Consider the following 26,297-nt stretch of genomic DNA (forward strand, 5'->3'; position numbering starts at 1 on the left):
CTGCCGCGCTCGAAGCGGCTTTAGGTGACGGCGGTCCCGCGGCACTCGGCCGCGGCGGCGAATCGGACGCGGACAGAGCGACGCCGCGGCTCACGGGGACAGCGCTGTTCGCAGGAAACGCGCGACGTGACGAAGACGAAGATGTGGTAGGAGGAAGTTGCGGAGGTTCAGTGTGTACAGGTCGCCCCTCGTTTCGGCCCGACGTGCCCTCCGCGAGAAGGGATACGACGCCCAACGACTTGAAAGGAATTCGTCATCGCCGAGAACGTCCCGTAAATCGGGATGTGGGTATTCATCCGGTATCATCCGACGAGCGACCGGCGAGCGACCGGCGAGCGACCGCTTCCGACAGTCGCGGTCGGCGGTCGTCAGCGGATGCGTTCGTCAGCGGGTTCGCTCGCCCTGATAGCTCCCGTCGTAGGTCTCGTCGTGGGTCGCGTCCGCGAGGACGATTTGGGCGACCCGCGCGCCGCGTTCGAGTTCGACCGGGTGGTGGACCTGCAGGAGGCCCTCGCCTTTCCCCTCGTAGCCGGCGTCCCAGACGGCCGTGTTCAGCATACAGGAGTTCCGCATGAGCGACGACCGCGGGTAGATGAAGCCGACGTGGTCTTCGGGGATGTGGACCGTCTCAGCGTACTGGAGGACGTAGCCGCCGGGGTCGAGCCGGTACGTCTCGGTCTCCGGGTCGGTGAAGTCGAGGGCGCGGCGCTCCCCGACGGTCTTCCCCTCGCGGCCGAGGCGGCCCGGTTCGACCTGTTCGAGGACCGCTTCGAGCGTCAGGTCGACGCCGTTGGGTTGGACCTGTTCGGCCGTGACCGGCGAGATGTGCTGTGCGACGAACGAGCCAGCGCGGTGCATATCCGAACCCCGTTCAGCGGGCGCAAAACTGTGCCGGACCTCGGCCGTCGTCGCCCCCCGAAACGCACCCCTGATTCGGGGCCGCGACGGGGGTGAAATCGCACCCCCTTTGGGGCGGTGACGACCCCCGCGGTGACAAGTCACATGGGAGAACCAACAAGGAGTTTAATGGCCCTTAGACGCTACAAACCCCGAGACGGCGCTATCGTTCACGTTCGAAGATAGGGAAGTACGCGGGATTTATATCCGAGGACCATCGAGGTTCGGGTGTTATGGGACAGACGCTCACGGAAAAGATTCTCTCGGACCACCTCGTCGAGGGTGACCTCACCCCCGGAGAGGAGATCGGAATCGAAATCGACCAAGTCCTGATGCAGGACACGACTGGGACGATGGTTTGGCTCCAGTTCGAGGCGCTCGACCTCGACGAGGCGCAGACCGAGCTCGCCGCCCAGTACTGCGACCACCAGACCTACCAGTTCGACTTCAAGAACACGGACGACCACCGCTTCCTCCGTTCCGCGGCCGGGACATATGGTGCCCACTTCTCCCGCCCCGGCAACGGTATCTGCCACAACGTCCACAAGGAGAACTTCGCCGCGCCCGGCAAGACGCTCCTCGGCTCGGACTCCCACACGCCGACCCCCGGCGGCCTCGGCCAGCTCGCCATCGGTGCGGGCGGCCTCGACATCGCCGTCGCCATGGGCGGCGGCGCGTACTACGTCGAGATGCCGGAAGTCGTGAACGTCCGCCTCGAAGGCGAACTCCCCGAGTGGTCCTCCGCGAAGGACGTCATCCTCGAGATGCTCCGCCGCGAGACCGTCAAGGGCGGCGTCGGCAAGGTGTTCGAGTACACCGGCCCCGGTGCCGAGTCGCTCAGCGTGCCCGAGCGAACCACCATCACCAACATGGGGACCGAACTCGGTGCCACCTCGTCGCTCTTCGAGACCGACGAGAAGACCAAAGACTACCTCGAACGCCAGGGTCGCGGCGACGAGTACGTCGAGCTGACGGCCGACGACGACGCCGAGTACGCCGACGAAATCGTCATCGACCTCGGCGACCTCGAACCGCTCATCGCCTGCCCGTCGATGCCGGACAAGGTCGTTCCCGTCCGCGAAGTCGCCGGCGAGAAGGTCGAACAGGTCCTCGTCGGTTCCTGTACGAACGGCGGCTACGAGGACATCCTCCCGGCCGCGAAGATGTTCGAGGGTCGCGAAGTCGCAAAGCACCTCGAGATGATCGTCGCACCCGGTTCGAAGCAGGCCGGCGAGATTCTCGCCCGGCAGGGCTGGACGGCAGAGATGATGGCCGCCGGCGTCAACGTCTCCGAGGCGACCTGTGGTCCGTGTATCGGTATCGGCCACGTGCCCGCCTCCGACTCCATCTCGCTTCGCACCTTCAACCGCAACTTCGAGGGTCGCTCCGGTATCGAAGACGACAACGTCTACCTCTGCTCGCCGCAGGTCGCCGCCGCCGCGGCGCTCAAGGGCGAAATCATCGACCCGCGCGACCTCGCCGACGAACTCGGTGACCTCGACGCGCCCGGCGTCGAGCTCCCCGAGAAGTACGACGGCTCGAAGACGGACCTCATCTACGCCGAAGACGCCATCGACGACGAGCTCATCAAGGGCCCGAACATCGGCGAAGTTCCCCTGCAGGACCCCCTCGGCTCGAACATCTCGGGTGAGACCCTCCTGAAGATGGAGGACAACATCACGACCGACCACATCATCCCGGCGACGTCCGACATCCTCAAGTTCCGCTCGAACATCGAGCGCCTCTCGGACTTCACGCTCTCGCGCGTCGACGAGACGTTCGCCCAGCGCGCCAAGGAAGCCGGCACCGGCGTCCTCGTCGCGGGCGAGAACTACGGTCAGGGCTCCTCCCGCGAACACGCCGCGATGTGTCCGATGTACCTCGGCATCGAGGCCGTCCTCGCGCAGTCGTTCGCTCGCATCCACAAGGCGAACCTGTTCAACTTCGGTATCGTCCCCCTCGCCATCGACGAGGAGACCTACGAGAAGATCGAACAGGGCGACGACGTCGAAATCGTCGACGACGTTGCCGAAGCCGTCGAATCCGGCCAGGAAGAGTTCACCATCCGCGTGAACGACGACTGGGAAGCGACGGCGAACCTGCACGCCTCCGAGCGCGAGCGTCGTATCCTCACCGCCGGCGGCAAGCTCCCCCTCACGAAACAGCAGGCCGAGGGCGGCGCCGCCCCCGCGGACGACTGAGCGCGACCAACCACCTTCTCACTTTTTCGCCCGGCGAGCGGCGGCCATCGCGCGAGCCGAGGGTCGCACCGGCCGCTCCCGTGAGCGTCCTCCCGCCGGCCCGATTGCGCCCTCGCGGCCCCGTGCCGTCGGGCTTTTGCGTGCCAACCACGTAGCGCCGTGCGTGACGGCGTTCGACGACGCGCTCGCCGACGACGTTGTCGTCCGGCGGGTCGACCGGGCGGACCTCCTCGACGTGCTCCGCATCGAGCGGACCTGTTTCTCCGAGCCGTGGCCGTACTCCGCGTTCGAGCTGTTCGTCGACGAGCCGGCGTTCCTCGTCGCCGTCCGCGGGGGCGAGGTGCTCGGCTACGTCGTCGCCGACGTGATGCCGAATCACGGCAACGACATCGGCCACGTCAAGGACCTCGCGGTCCGTCCGGCGGCCCGCGGGAACGGCCTCGGGCGGCGGTTGCTCGTCCAGTCGCTGACGGCGATGGCCATCGCGGGCGCGGCGGTCGTGAAACTCGAAGTGCGCGCCTCGAACGAGCCCGCCATCGGGCTCTACCGGAGCCTCGGCTTCGACCCCGCCCGCCGGGTGCCGAGCTACTACGGCGACGGCGAGGACGCCTACATCATGGTCCTCGACATGGCCGAGTGGCAAAGCGGCTGACAGGACCGAACGCGGCCGAACGAGGGCTTATCAGGGCAAGCCACGTACACGAGTTGTGTTACCGTCCCCCACCGTGCTCTGTGTGAGTGACGACGACGAGTTCGTGGCGGCCCTCGACTCGGCGCTGTCGTCGGTCGGCGAAGCGACGGCCGTCCGCCACGTCCGCACCCCCGCCGCGGCGCGCGCGGAACTCGTCTCCGCCTCGGCGGCCGTCTCGTGTGTCGTTCTCACCGCGCCCACGGCGGCCGGCGACGAGGCGGCGTTCGTCCGCGACGTTTACGCGCAGGGCCTCGACGTTCCCGTCGTCGTCGTCGCCGCCGACAGCGAGGTCGCGGCGCGCACGGTCGACGCCGGCGCGACGGACTACGTCGTCCGCGACGGCGACCCGGGGACGATGTCGTGGGTGGCCGCCCGCGTCGAGCGGGCGCTCGGCGAGTACACCCTCGCGCGCGACCACAGAGACCGCATCGAGCAACAGCGCGTCGTCTCCGAGGTGGGCACCCGGGCGCTGACCGCCGTCGACCTCGACTCGACGCTCGACCACGCCGCACACCGGGTCCGCGACGTGCTCGGGGCGGACTCGGTCACGGTGTTCGAGGGCCTCGACGACGGCGCGTTTCGGGTCGCCGCCGCCGCGGGCTGGTCGGCGAGTCGGGGTCGCGGCCCCACCGCGACCGAGGGGACGCAGGCGGCCGAGACGTACCGGACCGGGCGCTCGACGCTCGTCGACGACGCCGACGCCGACGAGCGCTTCGAGCCCGCGGACGACGCGGGGGCGTCGGGGCCGAAAAGCGGGATGAGCGCGGCCATCGGCGGGGACGGGACTCGGTGGGGAGTCATCACCGCCCACGCCGTCGCCCGCGGGCGGTTCTCCGACGACGACGTGCTGTTCTTGGAGAACATCGCGGCCGTCGTCGGCGCGGCGACCGAGCGCCACGAGCTCAAAAGCGCGCTTTCTGAGGTCTTAGAGCGGATGGACGAGGCGGTGATGGGGTTCGACGCGGACTGGCGGGTCACCTACGTCAACTCGACGGCCGAACACGGGCTCGGGATGTCCGCCGCGGCGGTGCTGGGGACGCGCATCTGGGACTCTGTCCCCGAGACTGCCGTCTTCCGCGAGGGGTTCGAGCGCGCGATGGAACGACAGGAGCCCGCGACGTTCGAGACCTACTACGACCGCCTCGAAACGTGGTACGCGGTTCGGGCGTACCCCTCCGAGACGGGGCTTTCGGTCTACTTCACCGACATCACGGAGCAGTTGGAACGCGAGGCCGAAGCCGAGCAGTACGGGCGGATGGTCGAGGCCGTCGCCGACGCGGTGTACGCGCTGGACGACGAGGAGCGGTTCGCGGCGGTCAACCCGGCGTTCGAGCGGCTCACCGGACTCGACCGCGACCGCGTCATCGGCTCGCCGACGAGCCTGCTCGCCGAGAACGCGACCCCGACAGACGGGAGCGACGAGGCGTTCGCGGCCACGTCGCGGGGCATCGTCGAGTTCGAACTCCGGACGCCCGACGGCGAGGTCGTCCGCGTCGAGAACCACCGGACGCCGCTCGTGGTCTGCGGCGAGGAAATCGGCTCCGTCGGCGTCCTCCGCGACGTGACGAAGCGACACCGCTACGAGCGACTGCTCGCGACCCTCCACGACCGGACCCGCGAGATGATGGGCGCGACCGACAGACAGGCGGTCCTCCGGGCGACGGTCGACGCCTGCGACGAGGTGCTCGGCGACGCCCGGACGGAGCTGTACGTCTTCGACGAGTCGGACACGAGCCTCGTCCGCGTGGGCGCGGCCGGGACCGGGCTCGGCGACAAGCCGTTCGAGGGCGGGCTCGACCACGGCGGCGTCTGGGACGCGTTCGTCTCCGGCGACGTCCGCGTGGTCGAACTCGCGCCCGACGGGGGCGTCGTCGACGGCGTCGAGCGCGTCATCGCCGCGCCGCTGGGTCGCCACGGCGTGCTCGTCACCGGCCACCCCGGCACCGTCGCGCCGAACGAAGTCGACGTGGAGCTCGTGAATCTGCTGTCGGCGACCGTCGAGGAGTTGCTCGACCGAATCGACGCCGAGGCGGAGCTCCGCGAGCGCGACAGCCGGCTCGAAGCCCAAAACGAGGCGCTCACGCGACTCGACCGAATCAACGCGACCATCCGGAGTATCAACCGGTCGCTCATCCGCGCGCCGACCCGCGGCGAGGCGCTGTCGGCCGTCGCCGAACACCTCGTCGACGTCGACGGCGTGGCCGTCGTCTGGCACGCCGAGGCCAGCGACGTCGACGAGACGTACCGCCCGCCGAGCGACGCGGTCCACGGCGCGGACACCGCCTACGCCGACCGACTGGGGGAGGTGGCGACCGCGGAGCCGCTGTTTTCGCTCCTCGAAGCCGCCATCGAGAGCCGAGAGATGCAGGTGATAGCGGACGTGCTCGACGACCCCGCGTGGGCAGACCACCGCGGCGACGCGCTCAGCTACGGGTTCCGCGCCATCGCGGTCATCCCCGCGGTCGCCGACGACCGGGTGGAGGCGGTGTTCGTCGTCCACGCGACCAACTCGGAAACGTTCGAAGACGACGACGGTCTGCTCTCCGAACTGGGGGAGGCGGTCGGCTACGCGCTCGCGGCCACGGGGCGCGCCGACGCCATGCTGACCGAGCGCCGGGCGGACGTGCAGATACGGCTCGGCGGCGACCGACTGTCGATATCGCGGCTCGCCCGGCGGGTCGGCGAGGCGGTGAGCCTCGGCGGCGTCATCCCGCAGTCCGACGGCTCGGTCATCGCGTTCGTCGCCAGCGACGCGGCGCCCGAGGACGTCGTCGCCGCGGGGCGGGACATCGCGACGCGCGTGCGCCACGTCTCGACCGACGACTCTGGGTCGCTGTTCGAACTCCGCCTCCCGCGGGAGTCGCTGTTCGAGACGCTGTACGCCTCGGAGGCGACGCTACGGGCGCTCGACGCGACGCCGACCCAGACCACGCTCACCGCCGAGGTCCCCGAGCGAATCCGCGTCCGGTCGTTCGTCGACGCGCTCGACGCGAACTACCCCGGGACGAGTCTGCTCTCGCGGCGGACCGCCGCCGGTGCCGAGTCACCGCAGACGTTTGCCGCCGAGATGCGGGAGGCGTGGACGAGTCGGCAACACGAGTCGATTCGGGCGGCCCACCTCGCCGGCTTCTACGAGTGGCCGCGCCGCAGTACCGCCGAGACGCTCGCCGAGACGTTCGACATCAGCGCGCCGACCTACCAGTACCACCTGCGCGCGGCCGAGCGAAAGCTGGTCGAACGGGTCTTCGAGTGAGGGCGTGCCACGTGCAGACCATCGATACCAACTGCTGTTCAGGTTCGGTTCTAGGTACCTAGAGGTGGCGCGCGCGCCACCACTAGTTGGATAGCAGAGACCGATATATCCCCGAGCGTCGTCGGCACGGGTGTCGGCGAGGCGCCGACGCGAACCGAACCATGGACGAAACTCGCGTGTTACCGGGCAACGATGTGGGATGGAATACGGGGACGACCGACGAGGTCGTCGCCAGACACGATTGGGGCGGACGAGACACCCTCGCGGTGACCGTCGTCACCGCGACCGCCCAACTGAGAGGCGTGGACGCCATCGACCTCCCACCGCTGTCCGAGGCTATCGACCCCGACGCGCTGTGTCAACTGTTCGCTCCGCCGGCGCGGGTACCGGTGACCGACGGCGGCACTCGCGGGTCGGTAGCGCCCTCGCGCGGTCGAATCGGGTTTCGGTACGCCGCCTGCGACGTGACCGTCTGGGCCGACGGAACGGTTATCGTCACGTCCGCCTGACGCATCGACACACGAACGAATCGGTATCACCACACCACCACACCACCACAGGACGCGGCGCCCAAACGCGGCGCCGTGACGGCCGCTCGCCCGCGACCCACCCACCACCATCACCACGCGGGCGACGCGGCCGCATTTCTTCGACGACCGACGCCGACGCGATGCGCCGCACCGCGACGCGGGGCGACGCGAGAGTGCGACGGGTTTTGGTACACAGAGCCGCTACCGGAGGGTATGGGATACGCCTGTCCGGTCTGCGACGCGCCGCAACGCGACGAGACGCACCTCGCGAACCACCTCGCGTTACAGGCCATCGTCCACGGCGACGACCACGAGACGTGGCTGGACGAACACGCCCCCGAGTGGGCCGACCTGAACGCCGACTCGCTCGGCCCGCTCGTCTCCGACCTCGCCGAGGAACGCGAGTTCGACGAGGTGTTCGAGGACACGGTCGACCGCACCGGCGGTCACGGACACGGCCACGCGCACGGACAGGAACACGACCACGACATCCCCGACCGACAGCCGCAACCGTTCGGCGGCTCCGGCGGGTCGCAGTCGCTGTCGGGCGACGCGGCGCAGATTTTCGAGGAGGCGCGGTCGCTCACCCGCGAGATGGTCGCGGACGACGGCGAGGACGGCGAAGACGGCGAGACCAATGACGGCGAGACCGATGACGCGCCGCGGGAGGGCGACGACCGCGGCGCCGGCTCCGATGCCGACGACCGCGGCGAGGAGAGCGACGACGACACCGACAGGAAAGAGTCGTAAGTCCGGGCCCCGAACCGACTGGCGATGGAAACCCACGGGACGATTGCGCCGGCGTCGCTCGACGAGGCCGAGGCCGCCTTCGACCGCGTCGGACCGACCGCACAGGTGGTCGTCCGCGAGACGGCCAAGGCGATGGAGTTCGACCGCGAGGAGTACCGAGAGCGCGTGACCGGCGACGTAATCGAGACCGTCCGGAACGCGCTTTTCGCCGAGTCGCTTTCGGTCACGGTCGGCACGCGCGCCGAGTTCGACGACTGGCGCGCGGCCCACGAGGAGTACGAACTCGTCGAACTCGGCAACCCCGACGTAGAGCGCGTCGCGTGGCACGCGGTCCCCTTCGCCGAGACGGTGCTGGCGACGACGTTCCAAAACGAGGAGGACGCCGCCGTCAGCACCCTCCGACGGAACGCCTTCGGCCGCGTCTACCGCGACGCGCTCCTCGGCGAGGAATCCGAGGACGACAGTAGTGGGGCAGGTTCCGAGAGGGGCGCGACCGGAGCGGACCGATGACCGACGACGGCCGCCGACACGAGCGCCTGCCCGACCCCGAGTGGCCCGTGCTGGAATCCGAAATCGAGTACGACACCGGCTGGTTCACCGGCGGCTACGACCTCGTCGAACAGCCCAACGGGACCACGAAGCGCTACTACTGGGCCGAGTTGGCGACCGCGGTCGTCGTCGTCGCGGTCGCGGACGACCACGTCGTCTTCGTCGAGCAGTACCGGCCGAACATCCGCCAGACTCAGCTCGAACTCCCCGCGGGCGTCGTCGAAAGGGGCGAGTCGTTCACCGACGCCGGACTGCGCGAACTCCGCGAGGAGACCGGCTTCGCCGCCGACTCGGCGTCGGTCATCGGCGACGTGTGGTGTTCGACGGGCGTCCTCCGGCACCGCCGCGGCTTCGTCTTCGCCGAGGGCCTCACGCCGGTCGAGCGCGACCTCGACGACAACGAGTTCCTCTCGGTCCGCGCCGTCCCCGTCGAGGAGGCCATCGAGCGGGCGACCGAACCGCCGACGAACGACGCGACCGTCGAGGGCGTGCTCCTCGCCCGCGACGAGGGCCTGCTGTAGCATGGTCGACGAAATCTCGCCCGAGGCGGTCGCGGAACTCCTCGACGGCGAGGACCCGCCGCTCGTCGTGGACGTGAGCACGGAGGCGGAGTTCGCGCTCGGGCACGTGCCGGGGAGCATCAACGTCCCGCTTGCGAACCTCGTCTCGCACCTCGACCGCGTCGCGGGCGCGGAACACGTCGTCGCCGTCTGCCCGCGGGGCGAGGCGAGCGTGCAGGCCGTCCGCCTGCTTTCGGCCTACGAGGGGACCGAAGACGCCCGCATCGAGAGCATGGCCGGCGGGCTCGCGGCGTGGGACGGCCCGCTCGAAGAGGGTCTCGACACGGGCGCAAACGGCGACGAGCGGAGCTGAGCGGCGGCGTCGCTGGACGGTGACGCGACTGGAGACCAAAGGCGTGGAATTGGCGGACTAACGGCTCGCGCGCGCTGACTCGCTCGAAAAATCTCGACGGCGGGCTAACTCAGAGGTCGGTCACGCGACGTTGAACCCCTTTTCGCGGAGGAAGTCCTCCACGCGGCCGCGGTGGTTGCCTTGGAGTTCGATGGAATCGTCTTCGACGGTTCCACCGCAAGCGAACTTCGACTTGAGGTCCGACGACAGGCTGTCCATGTCGACGTCCCTCGGGTCGAATCCCTCGATGACTGTAACCTCTTTTCCGTAGCGGCGCTCGTCGATGCGGATGACTATCTCCTGAGACTCTTTCGCCACGTCCTCGCAGACGCAGAGCTCTTCAGGGAGCCCGCACGTCGAGCAGACTTCCGACATTACAGTGTGGGTCTACAGGATGGGGATATTAAACAGTATCGGGAGGCGGGGTCGCCGTCCCCGGCCTCAAGCGCCCGAGTCGCCCGTGGACGACGTTTCCGAGTCGCCGTCCGCCGTCACGTCGTCGGTCGGGTCGGTGCCGTCGGTGTCGGACTGCCCGTCGTCAGTGTCCGCGGCGGGGCCGTTCCCGTCGGCGTCCCTCGCGCGCTTGTCGTTGCCGGGCGGCGTCTCGGGGGCGTTGCCGCGGTCGGGACCGTCCGAGGCGCGCTCGGACGCGTCGCCGGTCGCGCCAGTCCCGTTTCCGTCGGCCGCGTTCCCATCAGTCGCGTTGCCGTTGGATGCGTTCCCGTTGGGCGCGTTGCTGTTGGGCGCATTGCCGTTGGATGCGTTGCCGGCGTCGGCGCGAACGTCATCGGCGCGGCCGCTCGCCTCGGAACGCGAGTTTCCCGGGGCACCGTCCCGTCCCGGGTCGTCCGGTTGTCCGCCGTTGTCGGTTCCCGTCTCGTTTGCGGCGCGCTCGCGGCCGATGCCCTTGCCGGGGTTCCCCGCGATTCCGCGGGCGATTTCGGCCACTTCGGGACCGGTGAGTTCGCTGGCGTTCGTGCGAAGCCTGTCGAGTTCGGCCGTCTCGACGCCGCGCGCCGAGAGGTCCTCTGCGGGGACCGTCGAGGCGGCGTCGGCCGTCCGGTTCAGCATGCTCCGGGTGCGCTCGATGTCGGCGACCGTCTGGGTCAGTCGCGCGCGGTACTGTCCCTCAGAGAGCGTCCCGTTTTCGCGCTGGGCTTCGAGGCGGTCCCTGCGCTGTTCGAGTTCGGTGAGGCGCTCGCGGACCGTGTCGACCTGCGTGGCAACGACCGCGGCCTTCGAAGCGTTCGAGTTCGCCTTGGTGAAGCGCGCCTCGAAGGTGCGGCGTTCGAGTTCGCCGTTGGTCTCGGAGCCCTGCACGCCGATGACGGCGGACAGGCGCTGACCGGGAAGCGTCTCCGACGACGCGGCGCTGTCGTTGGCCGCCGTGTCGTTGGTCGCGCTGTCGTTCGCGGTCGTCTGTGCGACGGGCGCGGCGACCGAGCCATCGGTGGCCGCGGCCGTCGTTCCTGTCGGTCCGGCCGGGGCGGCGAGAGCGAGCGGTGCGCCCACCGTCGCCAGCAACACGGCGGCGGCGACGGCGAGCACAGCGGTTCGTCGACTCATCACTCCCGCTTTGGAACCCCGTTCCGATATAAGCGTGCGGTCGTGCCCCCGAATCAACCCCAGTCAACGGCAGTTTGAGAGCCGCGTTCGGGGCGACGCCGTCTTCCGATTAGGGACCGTCCACCGACCGAAACGGTCGTAAGAAATTTATACTCCTTCCGCGTCGCCGTCGCCCGCGTCCGCGCCCTCGTCGTCTTCCGGCAGGCGGAGGACGTTCTCGCGGCCGAGGCGGAAGCCCTCGATGGTCCCCTCGTCGCGCATCCCGCGGACGACCTTGCTCGTCTTCGCGTCGGTCCAGTCGAGCGCGCCGGCGACCTCCTGTTGCTTGATGCGGCCCCCGCGGGACTCGATGAGCCGGAGGACGCGCTCTTCGTTGCTGAGGAGTTCCGGCGGCGGACTCGACTCGCCGCCGCCGTCGCCCGCGTCTGACTCGTCCTCGGACGCGCTCGCGTTGGCTCCGGCACCGGCACCGGCCCCGGCGCTCGCCGCGGCCGCGGCGTTGTCGCCCGCCGGCTCCGAGTCGGCGTCGCCAGCGCTCGCGGAAGTCGCCTCGCCGGGCGCGACGGCGTCCGTCCCGCCGGCCGCGCCGGTCGCGTCTGCATCGCCGTCGCCGCCGCCGAGCGCGCCCCGCGAGCGGAGGTAGAGCGCGCCGGCACCGACGAGAGCGACGAGAACGACCGCGACGAGCGCGGTCGTCGTCGGGAACGGGTCGTCGCCGGCGGCGGGCGTCTCCGAGCCGGCCGGCGTCGGGGTCGGCGACGCCGTCGCCGTCGTCCCCGGCCCGCCCGCGCCGCGTTCGAGGACGACGCTCGGCTCGCCCGAGACGAACTCGGTCTGGGAGCCGCGCCAGATGACCGTGTGCTCGCGCGTCTCGTCGCCCGCGGGTTCGACGGTCGTCGCGCCGTAGTCGTCGGGCCACGAGAGGATGAGCCGGGAGCTACTGTCGAGGAAGAAGCCCTCGATGGCGTCGCCGACGACGAGGCGGTCGCCGTCGACCCCCGCGAAGTTGGACCACTCGAAGGAGTAGGAGACGACCCCGAAGCTGTCGGGGAGCGACCGCGTCTCCGCCGAGACCGAGACGTTCGTCGCGGCCATCTCCCGGCCGGTGGCGTTCTCCGCGGCCCCGACGGTCGAGGCGATGCGCTCGGCGAACGCCGAGGTGTAGTCGTCGGGGTTGGCACGCACGTCGTCCCGGAGCGACTGGAAGGCCTCGGTGGTGTTCTCGTCGTCGAGGCGGGTCCAGTACTGAATCTCCCAGCGGGCGTCGCCGTTCTCGGAGACGTCGACGACGATTCGCGTGCTGTCCGGTTCGACGCCCTGCTGGACGAGCGGCTCGACGCCCGGACCGCTCGCGGGGGCCTCCTGTGCGACCGCGGTCGGCGCGACCACGGCGAGCACACAGAGGGCGGCACACAGGACTGCGAAGACAGCGTCTCGTGTCGCCATTGCCCGTTCGTGCGAGCGCACGCAGAAAAAGTGACGCGGTTCTTCGCGCTCTCAGTCCGTCCAGCGTCTGACGAGCGGCAGACGGGCGCGGACGACGGCGTTCGCCGCGGCAACCGCCTCGTCGGCGTCGGCCCGGGTGACGCCGTCGCCGTACTTCGCGCGCTCGTAGAGTCTCCCGACCTGTCGGGTCCGCTCGTCCACGCCGACGCGGGAGAGCGAGTCGAGGTAGGACCTGACCGTCTCGCCGGGGCGACGCGGCCGGTACTCGCGTTCGAGGGCGAGTTCGAGGCGGTCGTACGCGCGGAACACGTCGTCGGCCGGCGAGTCGGTGCGCCGCTGATACGCCGCGGTCGCAAACCGGAGGTGCGCCGGGAGCCGGGTCCGCCTGACGCCGGCGACGACGCCGAGGAGGCCGACGAGACCGACGAGAATCGTCTCCCGAGACGGCATCTCGGGGACGAGGCCGCCGCCCTCGTCGTCGTCGACCGCGCCGTCGCCCGTCGGCGTGACGCCGAGGCGCTCGTCGATGCTGGGACCCGGCGGGCTACCGCCGGCGGGCGTCACGTTCGTCTCGTTTCCGTCTTCGGTCGGCGTCTCGGTGTCGGTCGCGGTCGTCGTGGGCTGTTCTGTCTCGTTGGACTCGACGTTCGTCTCGTTGGTGTCGACGCCCGTCTGGCCCTCGTCGCGGGCGTCGCTGAGCGTCGTCGACTCCGCGTCCTGCCGGGGACCGGCGGGCGTTGGGTCGAAGCGCACCCAGCCGGTGTCCTCGAAGTAGACCTCGACCCACGCGTGGGAGTCGAGGCCGCGGACGACGTAGCGGTCGCCGCCGACGCGCTCGCCGGTCGTGTAGCCGGTGACGAACCGCGCGGGGACGCCCTCCGAGCGGAGGAGCACCACCATCGTCGAGGCGTAGTAGGTGCAGTAGCCGGCGTCCATCTCGAAGAGGAACGACTCGGCGATGTCGCCGTCGGGTCGGGACACCCGAAGGGAGTACTCCTTGTTGGCTTCGAGCCACTCCTCGACCGCGACGGCCTTGTCGTAGGGCGTCTCCGCGTCGCCCGCTATCTCGGCGGCGCGGTCGCGGACGCGGTCGGACGTGCTGTCGGGGAGCGCGAGATACCGCTCGCGTATCTCGTCGGGGTAGTCGGTTCCCGTCCGCCGGAGCGACGCCGCGGTGTACTGCGGGACGGCGCTCGTGACGTTGTAGGTCTCGCCGATTTCGACGGCCCGGTCGGGGCGGAGGTTCCCCTGCTGGGTGACGAGCGTCTCGTTTTCGATGTCGCCGGAGACGGCGACGGGCCGCCACGCCGCGGGCATCGAATCGAGCGGCGTCGCCGGCGTGACGGTCTGGCGGACCAGCCGCGACGGTCCCTCGGGACCGGCCAACCGGCCGCCCTCGTAGTCGCGGGTGTCGCCGGTCCTGACCCAGCCGTCGCCGGTGTAGCGGTCGAACGTCGCCGTCTGCCAGTAGTCCGGCGACGTGCTCTGGACCTCGAAGCGGACCTGCGGCGAGAGGCTGATGCTCCCGACGACGGAGATGCGGTCGTCCGCGCTCACGAGGCTGGCCTCGACGGTCGGCTGTTCGGCCACGCCGCCGTCGGCGATGACCGGCGACCCGCCCGCGCCGGGGAGGACCGTGACGGTGGCCGACAGCACGACCATCGCGGCGAGGACGACCGTCAACACGTCGAGTTGGCCGCCGGCACTCCCGAAGCGGTCGATGCCGTCGAGGCCGACCGCGGCCATGCCCGCGCCGACGCCGAGGAGCGTGAGCGTCCCCGAGGCGTCGGTCGTGAGGACGAACAGGCCGAGGCCGCCCCCGGCGACCGCGACGGCCGGCGCGATTCGCCCGCGGACCGCGAGGTACCACGCGAGGAACACCGGCCCGGGCGTCACCGCGAGCGCCCACACGTCGGCCGACAGGAGCCGGAGCGCCGAGAGGCCGCTGAGGAGCGCGAACGTGTCGGCCAAGAGGCGCTCCGGCGAGAGCAACGCGACCTGGCTCTCGGGGAGCGCGAGGAAGTACGCCGCGAAGCCGCCGCCGGCGATGAGAACCGCGAGGCCGAGCGCGTATCTGGGGCGGAGCGTCCACCCCACGACGGTGGCGAGGGCGAGCGTCCCCGCCGCGAGGAGGACGAACTGGTCGCGGCGACCCACGACGTTCGTGATGTCGTAGACGACCGCGAGGAACGCGCCGATGAGGACCAGCGAGGCCGCCGCCGCGAGGAGGCCCGCGGGGACGCCGAAGACGGTGTTCGTCGAGCCGGCCGAATCAGCCGACGCCGACTCGCCGGCGACCGTCACGCCGACACCCCCGAGTCGGCACCGCGGCCCCCGGCGGGACTCGCCGGGTTCGGGGTCGAGCCACCCACCGCATCGCCGTCGGCGCGCAGGCGGTCGAACGTGGTCTCGCGGCCGCCGAGCGCGACGCGCGTCTTCCCGGCGTCGCCGTTGACGACGACCTCGGCGGTCTCGTCGGGGACCGACCCCGGACGGAGCCGCGAGAGGTGGCCGAGGACGCGCCGTCGGTCGCCCGGCGTCGCCTCGACGACTCCCTCGGGCGAGGTGAGGTTGACCGGAACGCCGGCGTCGAGGAGCGCACAGCAGAGCGTCGCGGCCGCCTCCGCCGCGTCGTCCTCGTGGCCGTCGGTCGCGCCGACCGAGACGCGCACCGCGTCGGCCGTGACCCGGTCGTCGTAGGCCTTCACCACGAGGTCGCCGGACTTGGCGCTCGACTTCCAGTGGATGTCGCGGAGCGGGTCGCCGGGGACGTACTCGCGCAGGCGGTCGAACTCGGCGCGCTCGTCGGTTCGCCCCGCGTCGGCGAGCGTCGAGAGGTCGCGGCGGGCCGCCACGCCGAGCGACCGGACCCGCGGGAAGACGAGCACCTCGGTCGTCCCGCCGGCGGTGAACGACTTCGAGAACAGGCCGAGGATGTCGCGGGCGACGACGGTCGCCGGGCCGAGCGTCGCCGGCCCGCGGTCGCGGTAGGTCACCTCGTAGTCGACGCGGCCGTCGCCGACGACCGCGTCAACCGCGGTGTCGCCGTCGAGGCCGGAAGAGAGGGCGTCGGAAACGGTCGCCGGAAACGGCCTGTCGGCGTCGATATCGAGCGAGACGGTGCGCGTCTCGCCGGGGAAGCCGTCGTCGGGCGCGACGCGCTCGGCTCGGGGCGGCGAGACGCGCCAGACCTGCACCGCGCCGACGGCGAGGCCGACGGCGACCGGGACGACGACGGCGTTGAGCGCTCGCGGGCCGTAGGCGACGGCGTTGGCGACGCCGGCGACCACGACCGCGACCGCGACCCAGCCGCGGAGCGTGAGCCTCATCGGTCTCACTCGACCGCGACGGTGTCGATCGCCCGCTCGACCACGTCGCGACCGGCGCGCTCGTCGGTCGTCCGGATGCGGTGGGCCCAGACGCTCCGCACCTCGCGTTGCACGTCGTCGGGGACGACGTAGTCGCGGGCGTCGAGGGCGGCGCGGGCCTGCGCGGCGCGGACGAGCGCGATGGAGCCGCGGGGGCTCACGCCGAGGTCGGCGCGCGCTCTGGTGTCGGCGGCGAGCCGAGAGACGTAGCGGCGGACCGGCTCGCTCACCGTCACGTCGAGGATGCGCTCGCGGGCGTCGCGCACGTCGCCGGCCGACGCGACGGGTTCGAGCGACTCGATGGGGTGGTGGCCGGAGACGCGGCCGAGCAGTTCCGTCTCTTCGGCCTCGTTCGGGTAGCCGAGGTGAATCTTCTTCATGAACCGGTCGAGTTCGGCCAGCGGGAGGTCGTACGTCCGGTCGGGTTCCACGTCGTTCTGCGTGGCGATGACGGTGAAAGGGTCGGGGACGCGGCGGGTGACGCCGTCGACAGTCACCTGTAGCTCCTCCATGACTTCGAGGAGCGCGGCCTGCGTCTTCGGCGGCGCGCGGTTTATCTCGTCGCCGAGGACGACGTTCCCGAACACCGGTCCCTCGCGGAACTCGAACTCGCTGGTCTGTTGGTTGAACACGTTCACGCCCGTCACGTCGGACGGGAGGAGGTCGGGCGTGAACTGGATGCGCTCGAACGAACCCTCTATCGAGGTGGCGATGGCGCGGGCGAGCATCGTCTTGCCGACGCCCGGCACGTCCTCCAACAGGAGGTGGCCGCGGGCGAACAGCGCCACGATGATGTCTTCGATGGCGTCGTGGTGGCCGACGATGACCCGTTCGACGTTCTCGGAGATTCGTGTCGCGAGGTCCGACACCGCCTCGACCGAGGGCGCGGAGTCGAAGTCGGCGTCTGCATGTGCATCAGTCATTGATATCCCGGATGCCCCGCCGACTGTCCGCACCGCCGACGGGTCTCTGCGTGTTAGTATTGCCTCGGCCTACCTAACCTTGCTGGGTGTCCACACGCCTCAGTCGCGGGCTGGCGGTTCGCGCGGACGGCGGCGACCGGGCCGTTCCCGGGCGTTTTTATCGCTCGGCGACCCGGGTGTGAGTATGAACGCGGACGCCCAGCGGGAGGCGGTGTACGGCGCGCCGCCGGAGATGCTGGCAGTGCGGGACGACCTGACGCCGATGCTCTCGCAGTACGCCGACCTCTGCGAGGAACACGACGACGCCGTCGTGCTGTTTCAGGTCGGCGACTTCTACGAGGCGTTCTGCGGCGCGGCGGAGGCCGTCGCCCGCACCTGCGAGGTGACGCTGACCCAGCGCGAGGACTCCACCGGGACGTGGCCGATGGCCGGCATCCCCATCGACAACGCCGCGGGCTACCTCGAACGCCTCCTCGACGCCGGCTACCGGGTCGCGCTCGCGGAGCAGGTCGAAGACGCCGAGGAGGCGTCCGGCCTCGTCGACCGCGCGGTCACCCAACTCATCACGCCCGGCACCGTCGTGGACGAGGAACTACTCGACGCCGGGCGGGCGACCTACCTCGGTGCGGTCGCTCGGGGCGGGAGCGGGGGAGAGAACGGAAGCGACGACGACACCCAGAGCGACACCTACGGCCTCGCCGTCGTGGACGTCTCGACCGGCGAGTGCCTCGTCACCGGGGCCGACCGCGCGCTGGCGCTCGAAGAACTGGAGCGCCTCGCGCCCGCCGAACTCGTCGTCGGTCCCGACTGCGACCTCCCGGACCTCTCGTTCGACCCGATGGAGACGCCGTTCGAGCCGGGGGCGTTCGACGCCGACGCGGCCCGCGAGACGCTGTCGGCCTACGCGCCCCGGCCGGACGCCGTGGTCGAATCGGACGCCGAACTCCGGGCGGTCGGCGCGGCGCTCGCCTACGCCGAGTACGCACAGGGCGACTCGAAACTGGCGTACGTCACCCGCGTCACGCGGTTCGACCCCCGCGAGTTCCTCCAGCTCGACGCGACGGCCATCAGAAGCCTCGAACTGTTCGAGTCGCGGAGCGCCCGCGCCGGGAGCACGCTGTTTTCGGTCCTCGACGAGACGGCCTGCGCGCTCGGCCGCCGCCGACTGGAGGCGTGGCTCCGCCGCCCGCTCGTCGACCGCGACCGAATCGAGGCGCGACTGGACGCCGTCGAGGCCCTCTGCGACGACGCGCTGGCCCGCGCCGACCTCCGAGAACACCTCTCGTCGGTGTACGACCTCGAACGGCTGGTCGCCCGCGTCTCCCGCGAGCGCGCCGACGCCCGCGACCTGCGCTCGCTGAAGACGACGCTCGACCGGGTGCCGAAGGTCCGCGAGGCGCTCGCCGGAACCGATTCCGACCTCCTTTCGGACCTGCGCGACTCGCTGGACGAACTCGAAGACGTGCGCGACCTCGTCGGCGACGCGGTCGTCTCCGACCCGCCGCAGGAGATTACCGAGGGCGGCGTCATCGCCGACGGCTTCGACGCCGAGCTGGACGAGGTCCGCGGCACCGCCGAGGCGGGCCGCGAGTGGGTGTCGAACCTCGAAGCCAGAGAGCAGGAGCGCACCGGCATCGACTCGCTGGAAGTCGGCTACAATCAGGTCCACGGCTACTACATCGAGGTGACGAACCCGAACCTCGACCGCGTCCCCGACGACTACCAGCGCCGCCAGACGCTGAAGAACTCCGAGCGGTTCTACACGCCCGAACTGAAGGAGCGCGAGGACGAGATTCTCCGCGCCTCGGACCGCGCCGACGCCCTCGAATACGACCTGTTCTGCGAGGTGCGCGCCGAGGTGGCGACCGAATCGGCCCGGATTCAGGCCGTCGCGGACGCCCTCGCCGACCTCGACGTGCTCCGGACGCTCGCGGACGTGGCGGTGGCGAACGACTACGCTCGCCCCGAGTTCCACGCGGGCGGCGAGCGCGCCGGCGACGGCGCGGCCGACGACGCCCCGGACGACCCGAACGACGGGACCGCCGAGACCGGCGGCATCCGCATCGACGCCGGCAGACACCCCGTCGTCGAGCGCGCACAGGACGAGTTCGTCCCGAACCCCGCCGACCTCCCGCGGGGGAGCGTCGCGCTCGTCACCGGCCCCAACATGTCCGGGAAATCGACGTACATGCGGCAGGTCGCGCTGGTCTGCGTCCTCGCGCAGGTCGGGAGCTTCGTCCCGGCGAAGTCGGCCCGACTGCCGGTGCTCGACCGCGTGTTCACCCGCATCGGCGCGTCCGACGACATCGCGGGCGGCCAGTCCACCTTCATGCGCGAGATGAGCGAACTGACCGAAATCCTCCACAACGCCACCGGCGACTCGCTCGTCCTCCTCGACGAGGTCGGGCGCGGCACCTCCACCGCCGACGGCCTCGCCATCGCCCGCGCGGCCACCGAGTTCCTCCACGACGAGGTCGGTGCGACGACGCTGTTTGCGACACACTACCACGACCTCACCGACGCGGCCGACGACCGCGAGGGCGTGTTCAACCTCCACTTCACCGCCGCGCGGCGCGACGGCGAGGTCACGTTCCTCCACAGCGTCGCCGACGGCCCCTCGTCGTCGTCCTACGGGGTCGAAGTGGCGCAGTTGGCCGGCGTGCCGGCCAGCGTGGTTGGGCGGGCGCGGGACCTCGTGGACGAAACCGACGCTGTGGACGAGACTGGCCCCGAGAGCGCGGCCGACTCCGAAGCGGACGGCGTCGCCGCCGCCACGAACGGCGAGGTCGACGAGGCCGCCGAAGACGGGACGCTCGCGGCCTACGTCGATGGGCTGGAGAACGGTCACGGCGAGAGCGAGAATCCGAACCAAGCAACTGCGACGGCCGCCGCGGCCGAACCGAACCCCGAACTCGAAGCCGTCACCGAGGCGCTCCGCGAGGCCGACCTCGTGGACACCACGCCGCTGGAGGCGCTGAACCTCCTGTCGGAGCTCAAAGGAAGACTCGAATGATTCGCCGACTCGACCCGGAGACGCGCTCGAAAATCGCCGCCGGCGAGGTCGTCGCCCGCCCCGCGAGCGTCGTGGTCGAACTCGTGGAAAACGCCCTCGACGCCGGCGCGCAGACCGTCGAAATCGAGGTCGACGGCGACGGGACCGACCGACTCCGCGTCGCCGACGACGGCCGCGGAATGGCCGAGTCGGACGCCGCGCTCGCGGTCGAGCGACACGCGACGAGCAAGCTTTCTGCGGCCGACGACCTCGAAACCGTCGAGACGCTCGGCTTCCGGGGCGAGGCGCTCCCGAGTATCGCCGCGGCCGCCGCCCGACTCGAACTGACGACGAACGACGGCGGCCCGCGGGGGACGCGAGTCGTCGTCGACGGCGGCGAGGCGGCGACGGACGGCGACCGCGAGAAGACGAAGACCGTCTCGCCCGCGGGTCGGGCGCGCGGGACGACCGTCGAAGTGACCGGCCTGTTTGCCGACCGCCCGGCGCGGAAGAAGTCCCTCGCGTCGCCGAAAGCCGAGTTCGCCCGCGTCTCGGCGGTCGTCACGCGCTACGCGCTCACGCGGCCGGACGTGCGGTTCGTCCTGCGACACGACGGCCGCGAGACGCTCGCGACGCCCGGAACCGACCGCTTCTCGGACGCGCTCTTGGCGGTGTACGGCCGCGACGCCGCGAGCCACGCCTCGGCGTTCGACGCGTCGCGGGAGGTCTCCGCGGCCGGCGAGACGGCCGCGGTCGAAGTCGACGGCGCGCTCTGTCACCCCGAGGTGACGCGCTCCCGACGCGACCACGTCCACGTCTCGGTCAACGGCCGCGCCCTCGCCGAACCGCGACTCCGCCGGGCGGTCGCCGACGGCTACGGGACGCTCCTGCCCGACGGGCGCGAACCGGTCGGCGTGGTCAGCGTCCGCCTCCCGCCCGCGTGGGTCGACCACAACGTCCACCCCGCGAAGGACGAGGTGGGCTTCAGAGACGCCGACGCGGTCGCCGAGGCGGTCGAGGCGAGCGTCCGCGACGCGCTGTCGACCGCCGACATGCGGCGGAGCGGCGAGGTGGCGATGGACCTCGATAGCTCGCTCGCGCCCGTCGAGGCCGCGTCGGTGTTCGACGACCTCCGCGTCATCGGTCGGTTCCGCGGCCTGTACCTGCTCTGCGAGGCCGGCGACGAACTCCTCGTCGTCGACCAGCACGCGGCCCACGAGCGCATCAACTACGAGCGACTCCGCGAGGCCGTCGAGTCGGCGGGCGTCGACTCGGTCGCCGTCGACCCGCCCGCGACCGTCTCGCTGTCGCCGACCGACGCGGCGCTCCTCGACGCGAACCGCGACTTCGTGGAGAGGTTGGGCTTCCGCGTCGCCGAGTTCGACGACGGGAGCGGGACCGGAACCGGAACGTACCGCGTCGAAGCGGTCCCGGCACCGCTCGGCCGACCGTTCGCCCCGGACGCGCTCGCCGACGTGGTGGCCGACGTTGCTTCGGGCGACGACACCGACCCGCGGGACGAACTGCTGAAAGACCTCGCGTGCCACCCGTCGATTAAAGCCGGCGACGATCTCACCGACGACGAGGCCGCGCGGTTAGTCGAGCGACTCGGCTCGTGCGAGACGCCCTACACCTGCCCGCACGGCCGACCCACGGTGCTCTCTATCGACGAGAAGACGTTCGTCCGCGGATTCGGCCGGCGAAGTGGCCGGCTTGGGTAGGAATTGGGGACCACCTCGGGAGCAACGTTGCCGAGCCACCTCGGTACTGTCGTGCGAAATGGCGCGGTGGCTCGTGCAGAGATAGATACCGAATAGTTATAGAGATGGCTCGCCCGGCCGCTACCAGTCTTTGCAGTCGAGACAGACGTACTCGTCGCCGTCGAGCCAGCGCTTCTGCACCGACTCGCCGCACTGGGGGCACGGAGTGGCTTCGGGGGTCCATCGGTACGTGGCGAGCGTGCTCACGTCGCGGGAATCGGCGTCAGCGTTGGCGTCGGCGGAATCGGTGGCGTCGGCGGGTTCGTCGGCGCTGGGCGGGGTGTCGACCGATTCGTCGTCGCCGGCGGCGAAGTCGTCGAGCGAGCGGTTCGGCATGACTCAGCGTCCGTGGGCGCGGTCCTTATCGGTGCCGACCGAGCGCGGCACGGAGAGGAGGACCTCGTCCGTCGCCCGCGTCGGGGTGCGCGCCGTGCGAAACCCACACAATCAATACCCCCGAATCCCGAGAGTCGCGCATGGCAACACTCACGGACTTCGTCATCGCGCTCTTCACGAGCGTCCTCGAACTGGTGGTGACCTTCGCCGACGTGGCGCTGAGCGACCCGCTTTCGACGGTGAGTTTCCTCTTCGGCAACGTCTTCATCCTCCTCGCCGTCGGCGCGTTCGCCTACGTCGTCCTCGGCGCAATCGGCGCGGAACTCGGGATTATCGGCGTCGGCTCGTCGAGCGGTAGGCCGCCGCGGCGAGAGTAATCGCGTCTTCGAGGTCGGGGCCGACCGGCGACCCGACCACGACGCCGTCCGCGTGTTCGAGCACCGCGTCCATCCGGTCGGCCACGTCGTCCGGCGTGCCGGCCATCGAGAAGGCGTCTATCATCGCCGGCGTGACGAGGCCGAACGCCTCGGAGAACGCGCCGGCCGAAATCTTCTCGCCGATGTCGCTCGCGCGGTCGGCGTCGATGCCGTGTCTGTCGAGGACCGGCGGGGCCGCCCCGGCGGTGATAAAGGCGACCGGCGGGCGGGCGGCCTCGCGGGCCGCGTCCTCGTCTTCCGAGACGGAGACGCTGGCGTAGGCGGCGAGGGTGAACTCGCCGCGGGAGTCGGGGCGGTCCTCGACGCCGATATCGACCTGCTGTCTCGCCCACGCGAGGTCGTCGGGGTGCGAGCCGTTGAACAGCAGGCCGTCGGCGTGCTTGCCGGCCATGCGGCACATGTGCAGGCCCTCGCCGCCGACGTACACCGGCACCTCGCCGGGCACGTCGAAGTTGAGACCGGCGTCGGTCGCCTCGAACGTGCCGTCGTGGGTGACGCGCTCGCCGTCCCAGAGCTTCTGTGCGACCTTGAACGCCTCCAGCACGGAGCGGAGGCCCCGCTCGTCTTCGAGGCCGAGGTTGCGGAGCGTCGAGGGGTCGCCCGGACCGATACCGAGGAGGCCGCGACCGCCCGAGGCCTCGGCGACGGTCGCCACCTTGCCGGCGAGCGTCACGGGGTGTAGCTCGTAGGGGTTGGCGACGCCGGGGCCGAGGCGGATGTCGTCGGTCTCGGCCGCGAGCCGCGCGAGGACCGCGAAGGGGTCGCGGTTGTTGTAGTGACACGAGACGAAACACGAGTCGTAGCCCTCGCGTTCCGCCTGCGTGCCCAGTTCGACGAGGTCGTCGACGGGGTGTTCCGGGGTGAGTTCGAGTCCGAGCATTGTGTGAGCGTGGTGTGTACGTGATGTGTACGTGGTGTGTACGTGGTGTGAGCGTGAACTGGTGAATCGGGTCGTCAGGGGTCGTAGCGCCACTCGCGGAGCGCCTGCCGCACGAAGTCGCCGTCGATGTCGCGGAAGTGGGCGTCGCTTTCGCCGTGGTCGCCCCACTCGAAGCCGCGGACGACGACGACCGGCGTGCCGCCGTCGCCCTCGCCCTGCACGAGGTTGGCGGCCGCGGCGAGTTCGTCCACGACGCTCTCGACGGTGACGCCGAGTTCGCGGCCGTCGCGGTCGGCCTCGCCGCGCCAGTCGCGGGAGGCTTTCAGCCCCGCCCAGCCGATGGCGACGCCGCGCTGACCGTGTCGAAACGGCCGGCCGCAGGTGTCGGTGACGACGACCCGGTCGGCGTCGACGCCGGCGCGGATGCGCTCTGCCGACTCGCTGGGGCGCTTCGGGAGCAACAGCAGGTCGTGGTCGGGGACGTTCGAGCGGTCGATGCCGGCGTTGACGCCGACGTGGCCGAACCGCGTCTCGGTCAGGAGGAACGGCTCGGACATGACGAGGTCGACGCTCTCTTCGAGGACCGCCTGCGCGAACCGCGGGTCCTTCTCGTCGCCGGTCAGTTCGGCGAGGCGGGCGGCGAGTTCGCGCGCCCGCGGGCCGGCCGGGAAGTCGTCGAGGTCGGCGAACCGCCCTTCGGCCTTCGAGACGACGGTGGAGGCGACGCAGACCACGTCGTCGGGCCGGAGGTCGACGCGCTCCGAGACGAGGGCGGCGAGGTCGTCGCCCTCGCGGACCTCGGGCACGTCGGGGACGGGAAACAGCTCCATACCGAGTCGGAGGGAGAGGGCGGTGAAAAACGACGGGATGCTGGCGAACCGGGCCGGTATCGCAGGCGGGCGGGGAGGCTCGGTTCGACGGCTGGCCGCTCCGCCCGGCGCGACGACGACGACGAACCGACCTCAGTCGTCGCGGACGACCTCGACCGACAGCGAGCCGTCGGCGACCGTGCCGACCATCATCGTCGCGTCGTCGCCCGGATTCGCCGCCGTCGCGGTGCCCGGATTGAGGACGCGGACGCCGTCGACCGTCTCGTCGACCACCTCGTGGATGTGGCCCGCGACGCCGACCGCGCCGTCGCCCGCGGCGTCTCTGACCGCGTCGGCGACGCGGGACTCGTAGCCCGTTCTCGTGCCCGTGCCGTGGGTGACGACGAACGTGAGCCCGTCGACCTCGACGACCTCGACGAACGGGAGGTCGATGGCCGGCGGGTCGATGTTCCCGCGAACGCCGACGAACCGCGCCGAGAGGTCGCGGAGGCGGTCGAGCGTGTCCGGCGAGTCGAAGTCGCCCGCGTGAATCACGAGGTCGGCCTCGCGGACCCGGTCTTCGACCCAGCCCGGAAGCCCGTCGGCCCGCCCCGGAACGTGCGTGTCGCTCAGGATAGCGAGTCGCATACCGACACCACGCGACCGGCCTGAATAGTCGTTTTGTCAGTGGCGGACGTAAGTCAGGATATGCCACACGTCGTCACCGTCTTCCTCCGAAACGGCGGCCGCGTCCTCCTCGCCCGCCGGAGCGACGCCGTCGGAACGTATCAGGGTCGCTGGGCCGGCGTCTCCGGCTACGTCGAGGGCGACCCCGCCGACGCCGAGCGCGACGCCCGGCGCGAACTCGCCGAGGAGGTCGGCGTCCGCGAGGCCGACGCCGACCTCGTCCGTGCTGGAGAACCCCTCCCCGTTTCCGACGGGGGCCGCGAGTGGACCGTCCACCCGTTCCTGTTCGACGCGGGGAGCCGCGAGGTCGACCCGAACGAGGAACTCGCCGCGGTCGAGTGGGTCCACCCGACCGCGATTCGAAAGCGCGAGGCGGTCCCCGGACTGTGGGCGGCCTACCGCCGGGTCGCGCCCGCGGTCGAGACCGTCGCCGCCGACGAGACCCACGGGTCGGCGTGGATTTCGCTCCGGGCGCTGGAGGTCCTGCGCGACGCCGCCGCCGAGGCGGACTCGCGGGACGCAGTCGCGTCGGTCGCCCGGCGACTCCGCGACGCGCGCCCGAGCATGGCCGCCGTCGAGAACCGCGTCAACCGCGTGATGTCGGAATCGGACTCCGAGCCCGAATCGGTTCGCCGCCGCGCCGAGGCGGCTATCGACGACGCGGCGGAGGCGGACGACGCGGCGGCGGCCCGCGCCGCCGAACTCGTCGGAGCGCGCGGCTACGACCGACTCGCAACCCTCTCGCGGTCCGGGACGGTTCTCGCGGCGCTCGAAGCCGCCGAGGCCGCCGACGCCGCCGTCCTCGTCGCCGAGTCCCGACCGGGCGGCGAGGGCGTCGGCGTCGCGGAGCGCCTCGCCCGCGACGGGCGAGACGTGACGCTGACCACCGACGCGGCGCTCCCCGGACTCGTCGTGGCTGGGGAAGCCGCCGCCGTCCTCCTCGGGGCCGACGCGGTGCTCGCGTCCGGCGGCGTCGTCAACAAGGTCGGAAGCCTCCCCGTCGCGCTCGCGGCCGCCCGCGCCGACGTGCCCGTCTTCGCCGTCTGCGCCCGCGACAAGGTCCGCGGCGACGACCGGTTCGTCGGCGAGGACGCCGGCGCGCTGTACGACGGCGAGGCCGCGATAGGGACCGCAAATCCGCTTTTCGAGGTCGTTCCCGCGGACCCGCTCTCGGGCGTCGTCACCGAAGACGGCGTGTTGGACGCGGACGAAATCGGTGCGGTCGCGGCCGAGCACGCCGCGTTGGCGTCGTGGGACGAGTGAGTCGGGAGCGTGGGGTTTCGGGGAACCGTCACTCCCGCCGCCCGGCG

General features: G+C 71.0%; 23 protein-coding genes. 12 read left to right on the plus strand and 11 right to left on the minus strand.

What is annotated here, in order from left to right:
* Positions 1-384 precede the first annotated feature (384 nt).
* Positions 385-858 carry a deoxyuridine 5'-triphosphate nucleotidohydrolase gene (locus C438_RS01125; protein WP_004967387.1) on the minus strand — a complete coding sequence of 158 codons (474 nt, stop codon included), beginning with the start codon at positions 856-858 and terminating at the stop codon, positions 385-387.
* Positions 859-1,130: 272 nt separating this feature from the next.
* Between C438_RS01125 and C438_RS01130 the strand changes: the two genes are divergently transcribed.
* The 8 genes from C438_RS01130 (at position 1,131) to C438_RS01165 (ending at position 9,744) form a co-directional block, all read left to right on the plus strand.
* On the plus strand, positions 1,131-3,098 hold the full coding sequence (locus C438_RS01130) for an aconitate hydratase (protein WP_004967390.1): 1,968 nt from the start codon (positions 1,131-1,133) through the stop codon (positions 3,096-3,098).
* Between the two features lie 163 nt (positions 3,099-3,261).
* Complete coding sequence (gene rimI, locus C438_RS01135) at positions 3,262-3,750, plus strand: ribosomal protein S18-alanine N-acetyltransferase (RefSeq protein ID WP_004967391.1); 489 nt, start codon at positions 3,262-3,264, stop codon at positions 3,748-3,750.
* A gap of 82 nt (positions 3,751-3,832) precedes the next feature.
* The gene (locus C438_RS01140; RefSeq protein WP_004967394.1) at positions 3,833-7,042 is read left to right on the plus strand and encodes a GAF domain-containing protein; all 3,210 of its coding nucleotides are present in this window, start codon (positions 3,833-3,835) and stop codon (positions 7,040-7,042) included.
* A 161-nt stretch (positions 7,043-7,203) separates the two neighbouring features.
* Entirely contained in the window at positions 7,204-7,551 is a 348-nt protein-coding gene (locus tag C438_RS01145; RefSeq protein ID WP_004967396.1) for a HalOD1 output domain-containing protein, read from the plus strand.
* Between the two features lie 234 nt (positions 7,552-7,785).
* Positions 7,786-8,322, plus strand: a complete 537-nt coding sequence (locus C438_RS01150; protein ID WP_004967398.1) for a DUF5810 domain-containing protein — start codon at positions 7,786-7,788, stop codon at positions 8,320-8,322.
* Positions 8,323-8,346: 24 nt separating this feature from the next.
* Positions 8,347-8,832, plus strand: coding sequence for a DUF5809 family protein (locus C438_RS01155; RefSeq protein WP_004967400.1), 486 nt, complete (start codon positions 8,347-8,349; stop codon positions 8,830-8,832).
* Complete coding sequence (locus C438_RS01160; RefSeq protein ID WP_004967401.1) at positions 8,829-9,392, plus strand: NUDIX hydrolase; 564 nt, start codon at positions 8,829-8,831, stop codon at positions 9,390-9,392. Before C438_RS01155 ends, C438_RS01160 begins: the two co-directional genes overlap by 4 nt.
* Position 9,393: 1 nt before the next feature.
* The gene (locus tag C438_RS01165) at positions 9,394-9,744 is read left to right on the plus strand and encodes a rhodanese-like domain-containing protein (RefSeq protein ID WP_004967402.1); all 351 of its coding nucleotides are present in this window, start codon (positions 9,394-9,396) and stop codon (positions 9,742-9,744) included.
* A gap of 120 nt (positions 9,745-9,864) precedes the next feature.
* Here C438_RS01165 and yciH read toward each other — a convergent pair whose 3' ends face one another.
* From yciH to C438_RS01195, 6 genes are all read right to left on the minus strand, one after another.
* Positions 9,865-10,158, minus strand: a complete 294-nt coding sequence (yciH, locus tag C438_RS01170) for a stress response translation initiation inhibitor YciH (RefSeq protein ID WP_004041826.1) — start codon at positions 10,156-10,158, stop codon at positions 9,865-9,867.
* 66 nt (positions 10,159-10,224) lie between these two features.
* A complete protein-coding gene (locus C438_RS01175; RefSeq protein WP_239640623.1) occupies positions 10,225-11,349 on the minus strand; it encodes a DUF7096 domain-containing protein in 1,125 nt (374 codons plus the stop codon).
* 147 nt (positions 11,350-11,496) lie between these two features.
* Positions 11,497-12,795: a helix-turn-helix transcriptional regulator gene (locus C438_RS01180; RefSeq protein WP_004967404.1), complete on the minus strand. Its 1,299-nt coding sequence runs from the start codon at positions 12,793-12,795 to the stop codon at positions 11,497-11,499.
* A 51-nt stretch (positions 12,796-12,846) separates the two neighbouring features.
* Positions 12,847-15,099: a transglutaminase TgpA family protein gene (locus C438_RS01185; RefSeq protein ID WP_004967405.1), complete on the minus strand. Its 2,253-nt coding sequence runs from the start codon at positions 15,097-15,099 to the stop codon at positions 12,847-12,849.
* Positions 15,096-16,124, minus strand: a complete 1,029-nt coding sequence (locus tag C438_RS01190) for a DUF58 domain-containing protein (RefSeq protein WP_004967406.1) — start codon at positions 16,122-16,124, stop codon at positions 15,096-15,098. The genes C438_RS01185 and C438_RS01190 overlap by 4 nt, the downstream gene beginning before the upstream one ends.
* 5 nt (positions 16,125-16,129) lie before the next feature.
* Positions 16,130-17,086 carry an AAA family ATPase gene (locus tag C438_RS01195; RefSeq protein ID WP_004967407.1) on the minus strand — a complete coding sequence of 319 codons (957 nt, stop codon included), beginning with the start codon at positions 17,084-17,086 and terminating at the stop codon, positions 16,130-16,132.
* A 184-nt stretch (positions 17,087-17,270) separates the two neighbouring features.
* Here C438_RS01195 and mutS point away from each other — a divergent pair, with 184 nt between their 5' ends.
* Both mutS and mutL read left to right on the plus strand, forming a co-directional pair.
* On the plus strand, positions 17,271-20,099 hold the full coding sequence (gene mutS / locus C438_RS01200; protein WP_004967408.1) for a DNA mismatch repair protein MutS: 2,829 nt from the start codon (positions 17,271-17,273) through the stop codon (positions 20,097-20,099).
* On the plus strand, positions 20,096-21,799 hold the full coding sequence (mutL, locus tag C438_RS01205) for a DNA mismatch repair endonuclease MutL (RefSeq protein WP_004967409.1): 1,704 nt from the start codon (positions 20,096-20,098) through the stop codon (positions 21,797-21,799). The genes mutS and mutL overlap by 4 nt, the downstream gene beginning before the upstream one ends.
* A 120-nt stretch (positions 21,800-21,919) precedes the next feature.
* Here mutL and C438_RS01210 read toward each other — a convergent pair whose 3' ends face one another.
* Positions 21,920-22,174 carry a DUF7573 domain-containing protein gene (locus C438_RS01210; RefSeq protein WP_004967411.1) on the minus strand — a complete coding sequence of 85 codons (255 nt, stop codon included), beginning with the start codon at positions 22,172-22,174 and terminating at the stop codon, positions 21,920-21,922.
* A gap of 140 nt (positions 22,175-22,314) precedes the next feature.
* Between C438_RS01210 and C438_RS01215 the strand changes: the two genes are divergently transcribed.
* Positions 22,315-22,551 (plus strand): hypothetical protein, encoded by a 237-nt coding sequence (locus C438_RS01215; protein ID WP_004967412.1) that lies wholly within the window; start codon positions 22,315-22,317, stop codon positions 22,549-22,551.
* Here C438_RS01215 and C438_RS01220 read toward each other — a convergent pair.
* The 3 genes from C438_RS01220 to C438_RS01230 form a co-directional block, all read right to left on the minus strand.
* Positions 22,505-23,491, minus strand: coding sequence for a 5,10-methylenetetrahydromethanopterin reductase (locus C438_RS01220; RefSeq protein WP_004967413.1), 987 nt, complete (start codon positions 23,489-23,491; stop codon positions 22,505-22,507). The two genes, C438_RS01215 and C438_RS01220, sit on opposite strands and share 47 nt — an antisense overlap.
* 74 nt (positions 23,492-23,565) lie before the next feature.
* Positions 23,566-24,321 carry a coenzyme F420-0:L-glutamate ligase gene (locus tag C438_RS01225; RefSeq protein WP_004967414.1) on the minus strand — a complete coding sequence of 252 codons (756 nt, stop codon included), beginning with the start codon at positions 24,319-24,321 and terminating at the stop codon, positions 23,566-23,568.
* A 132-nt stretch (positions 24,322-24,453) separates the two neighbouring features.
* The gene (locus tag C438_RS01230; RefSeq protein ID WP_004967415.1) at positions 24,454-24,948 is read right to left on the minus strand and encodes a metallophosphoesterase family protein; all 495 of its coding nucleotides are present in this window, start codon (positions 24,946-24,948) and stop codon (positions 24,454-24,456) included.
* Between the two features lie 60 nt (positions 24,949-25,008).
* On the opposite strand from C438_RS01230, the gene C438_RS01235 reads away from it, so the two are divergent.
* Positions 25,009-26,250 carry an NUDIX domain-containing protein gene (locus C438_RS01235; RefSeq protein WP_004967416.1) on the plus strand — a complete coding sequence of 414 codons (1,242 nt, stop codon included), beginning with the start codon at positions 25,009-25,011 and terminating at the stop codon, positions 26,248-26,250.
* Positions 26,251-26,297: the final 47 nt, after the last annotated feature.

The sequence above is a fragment of the Haloferax denitrificans ATCC 35960 genome, assembly GCF_000337795.1.
Taxonomy (GTDB): Archaea; Halobacteriota; Halobacteria; order Halobacteriales; family Haloferacaceae; genus Haloferax; species Haloferax denitrificans.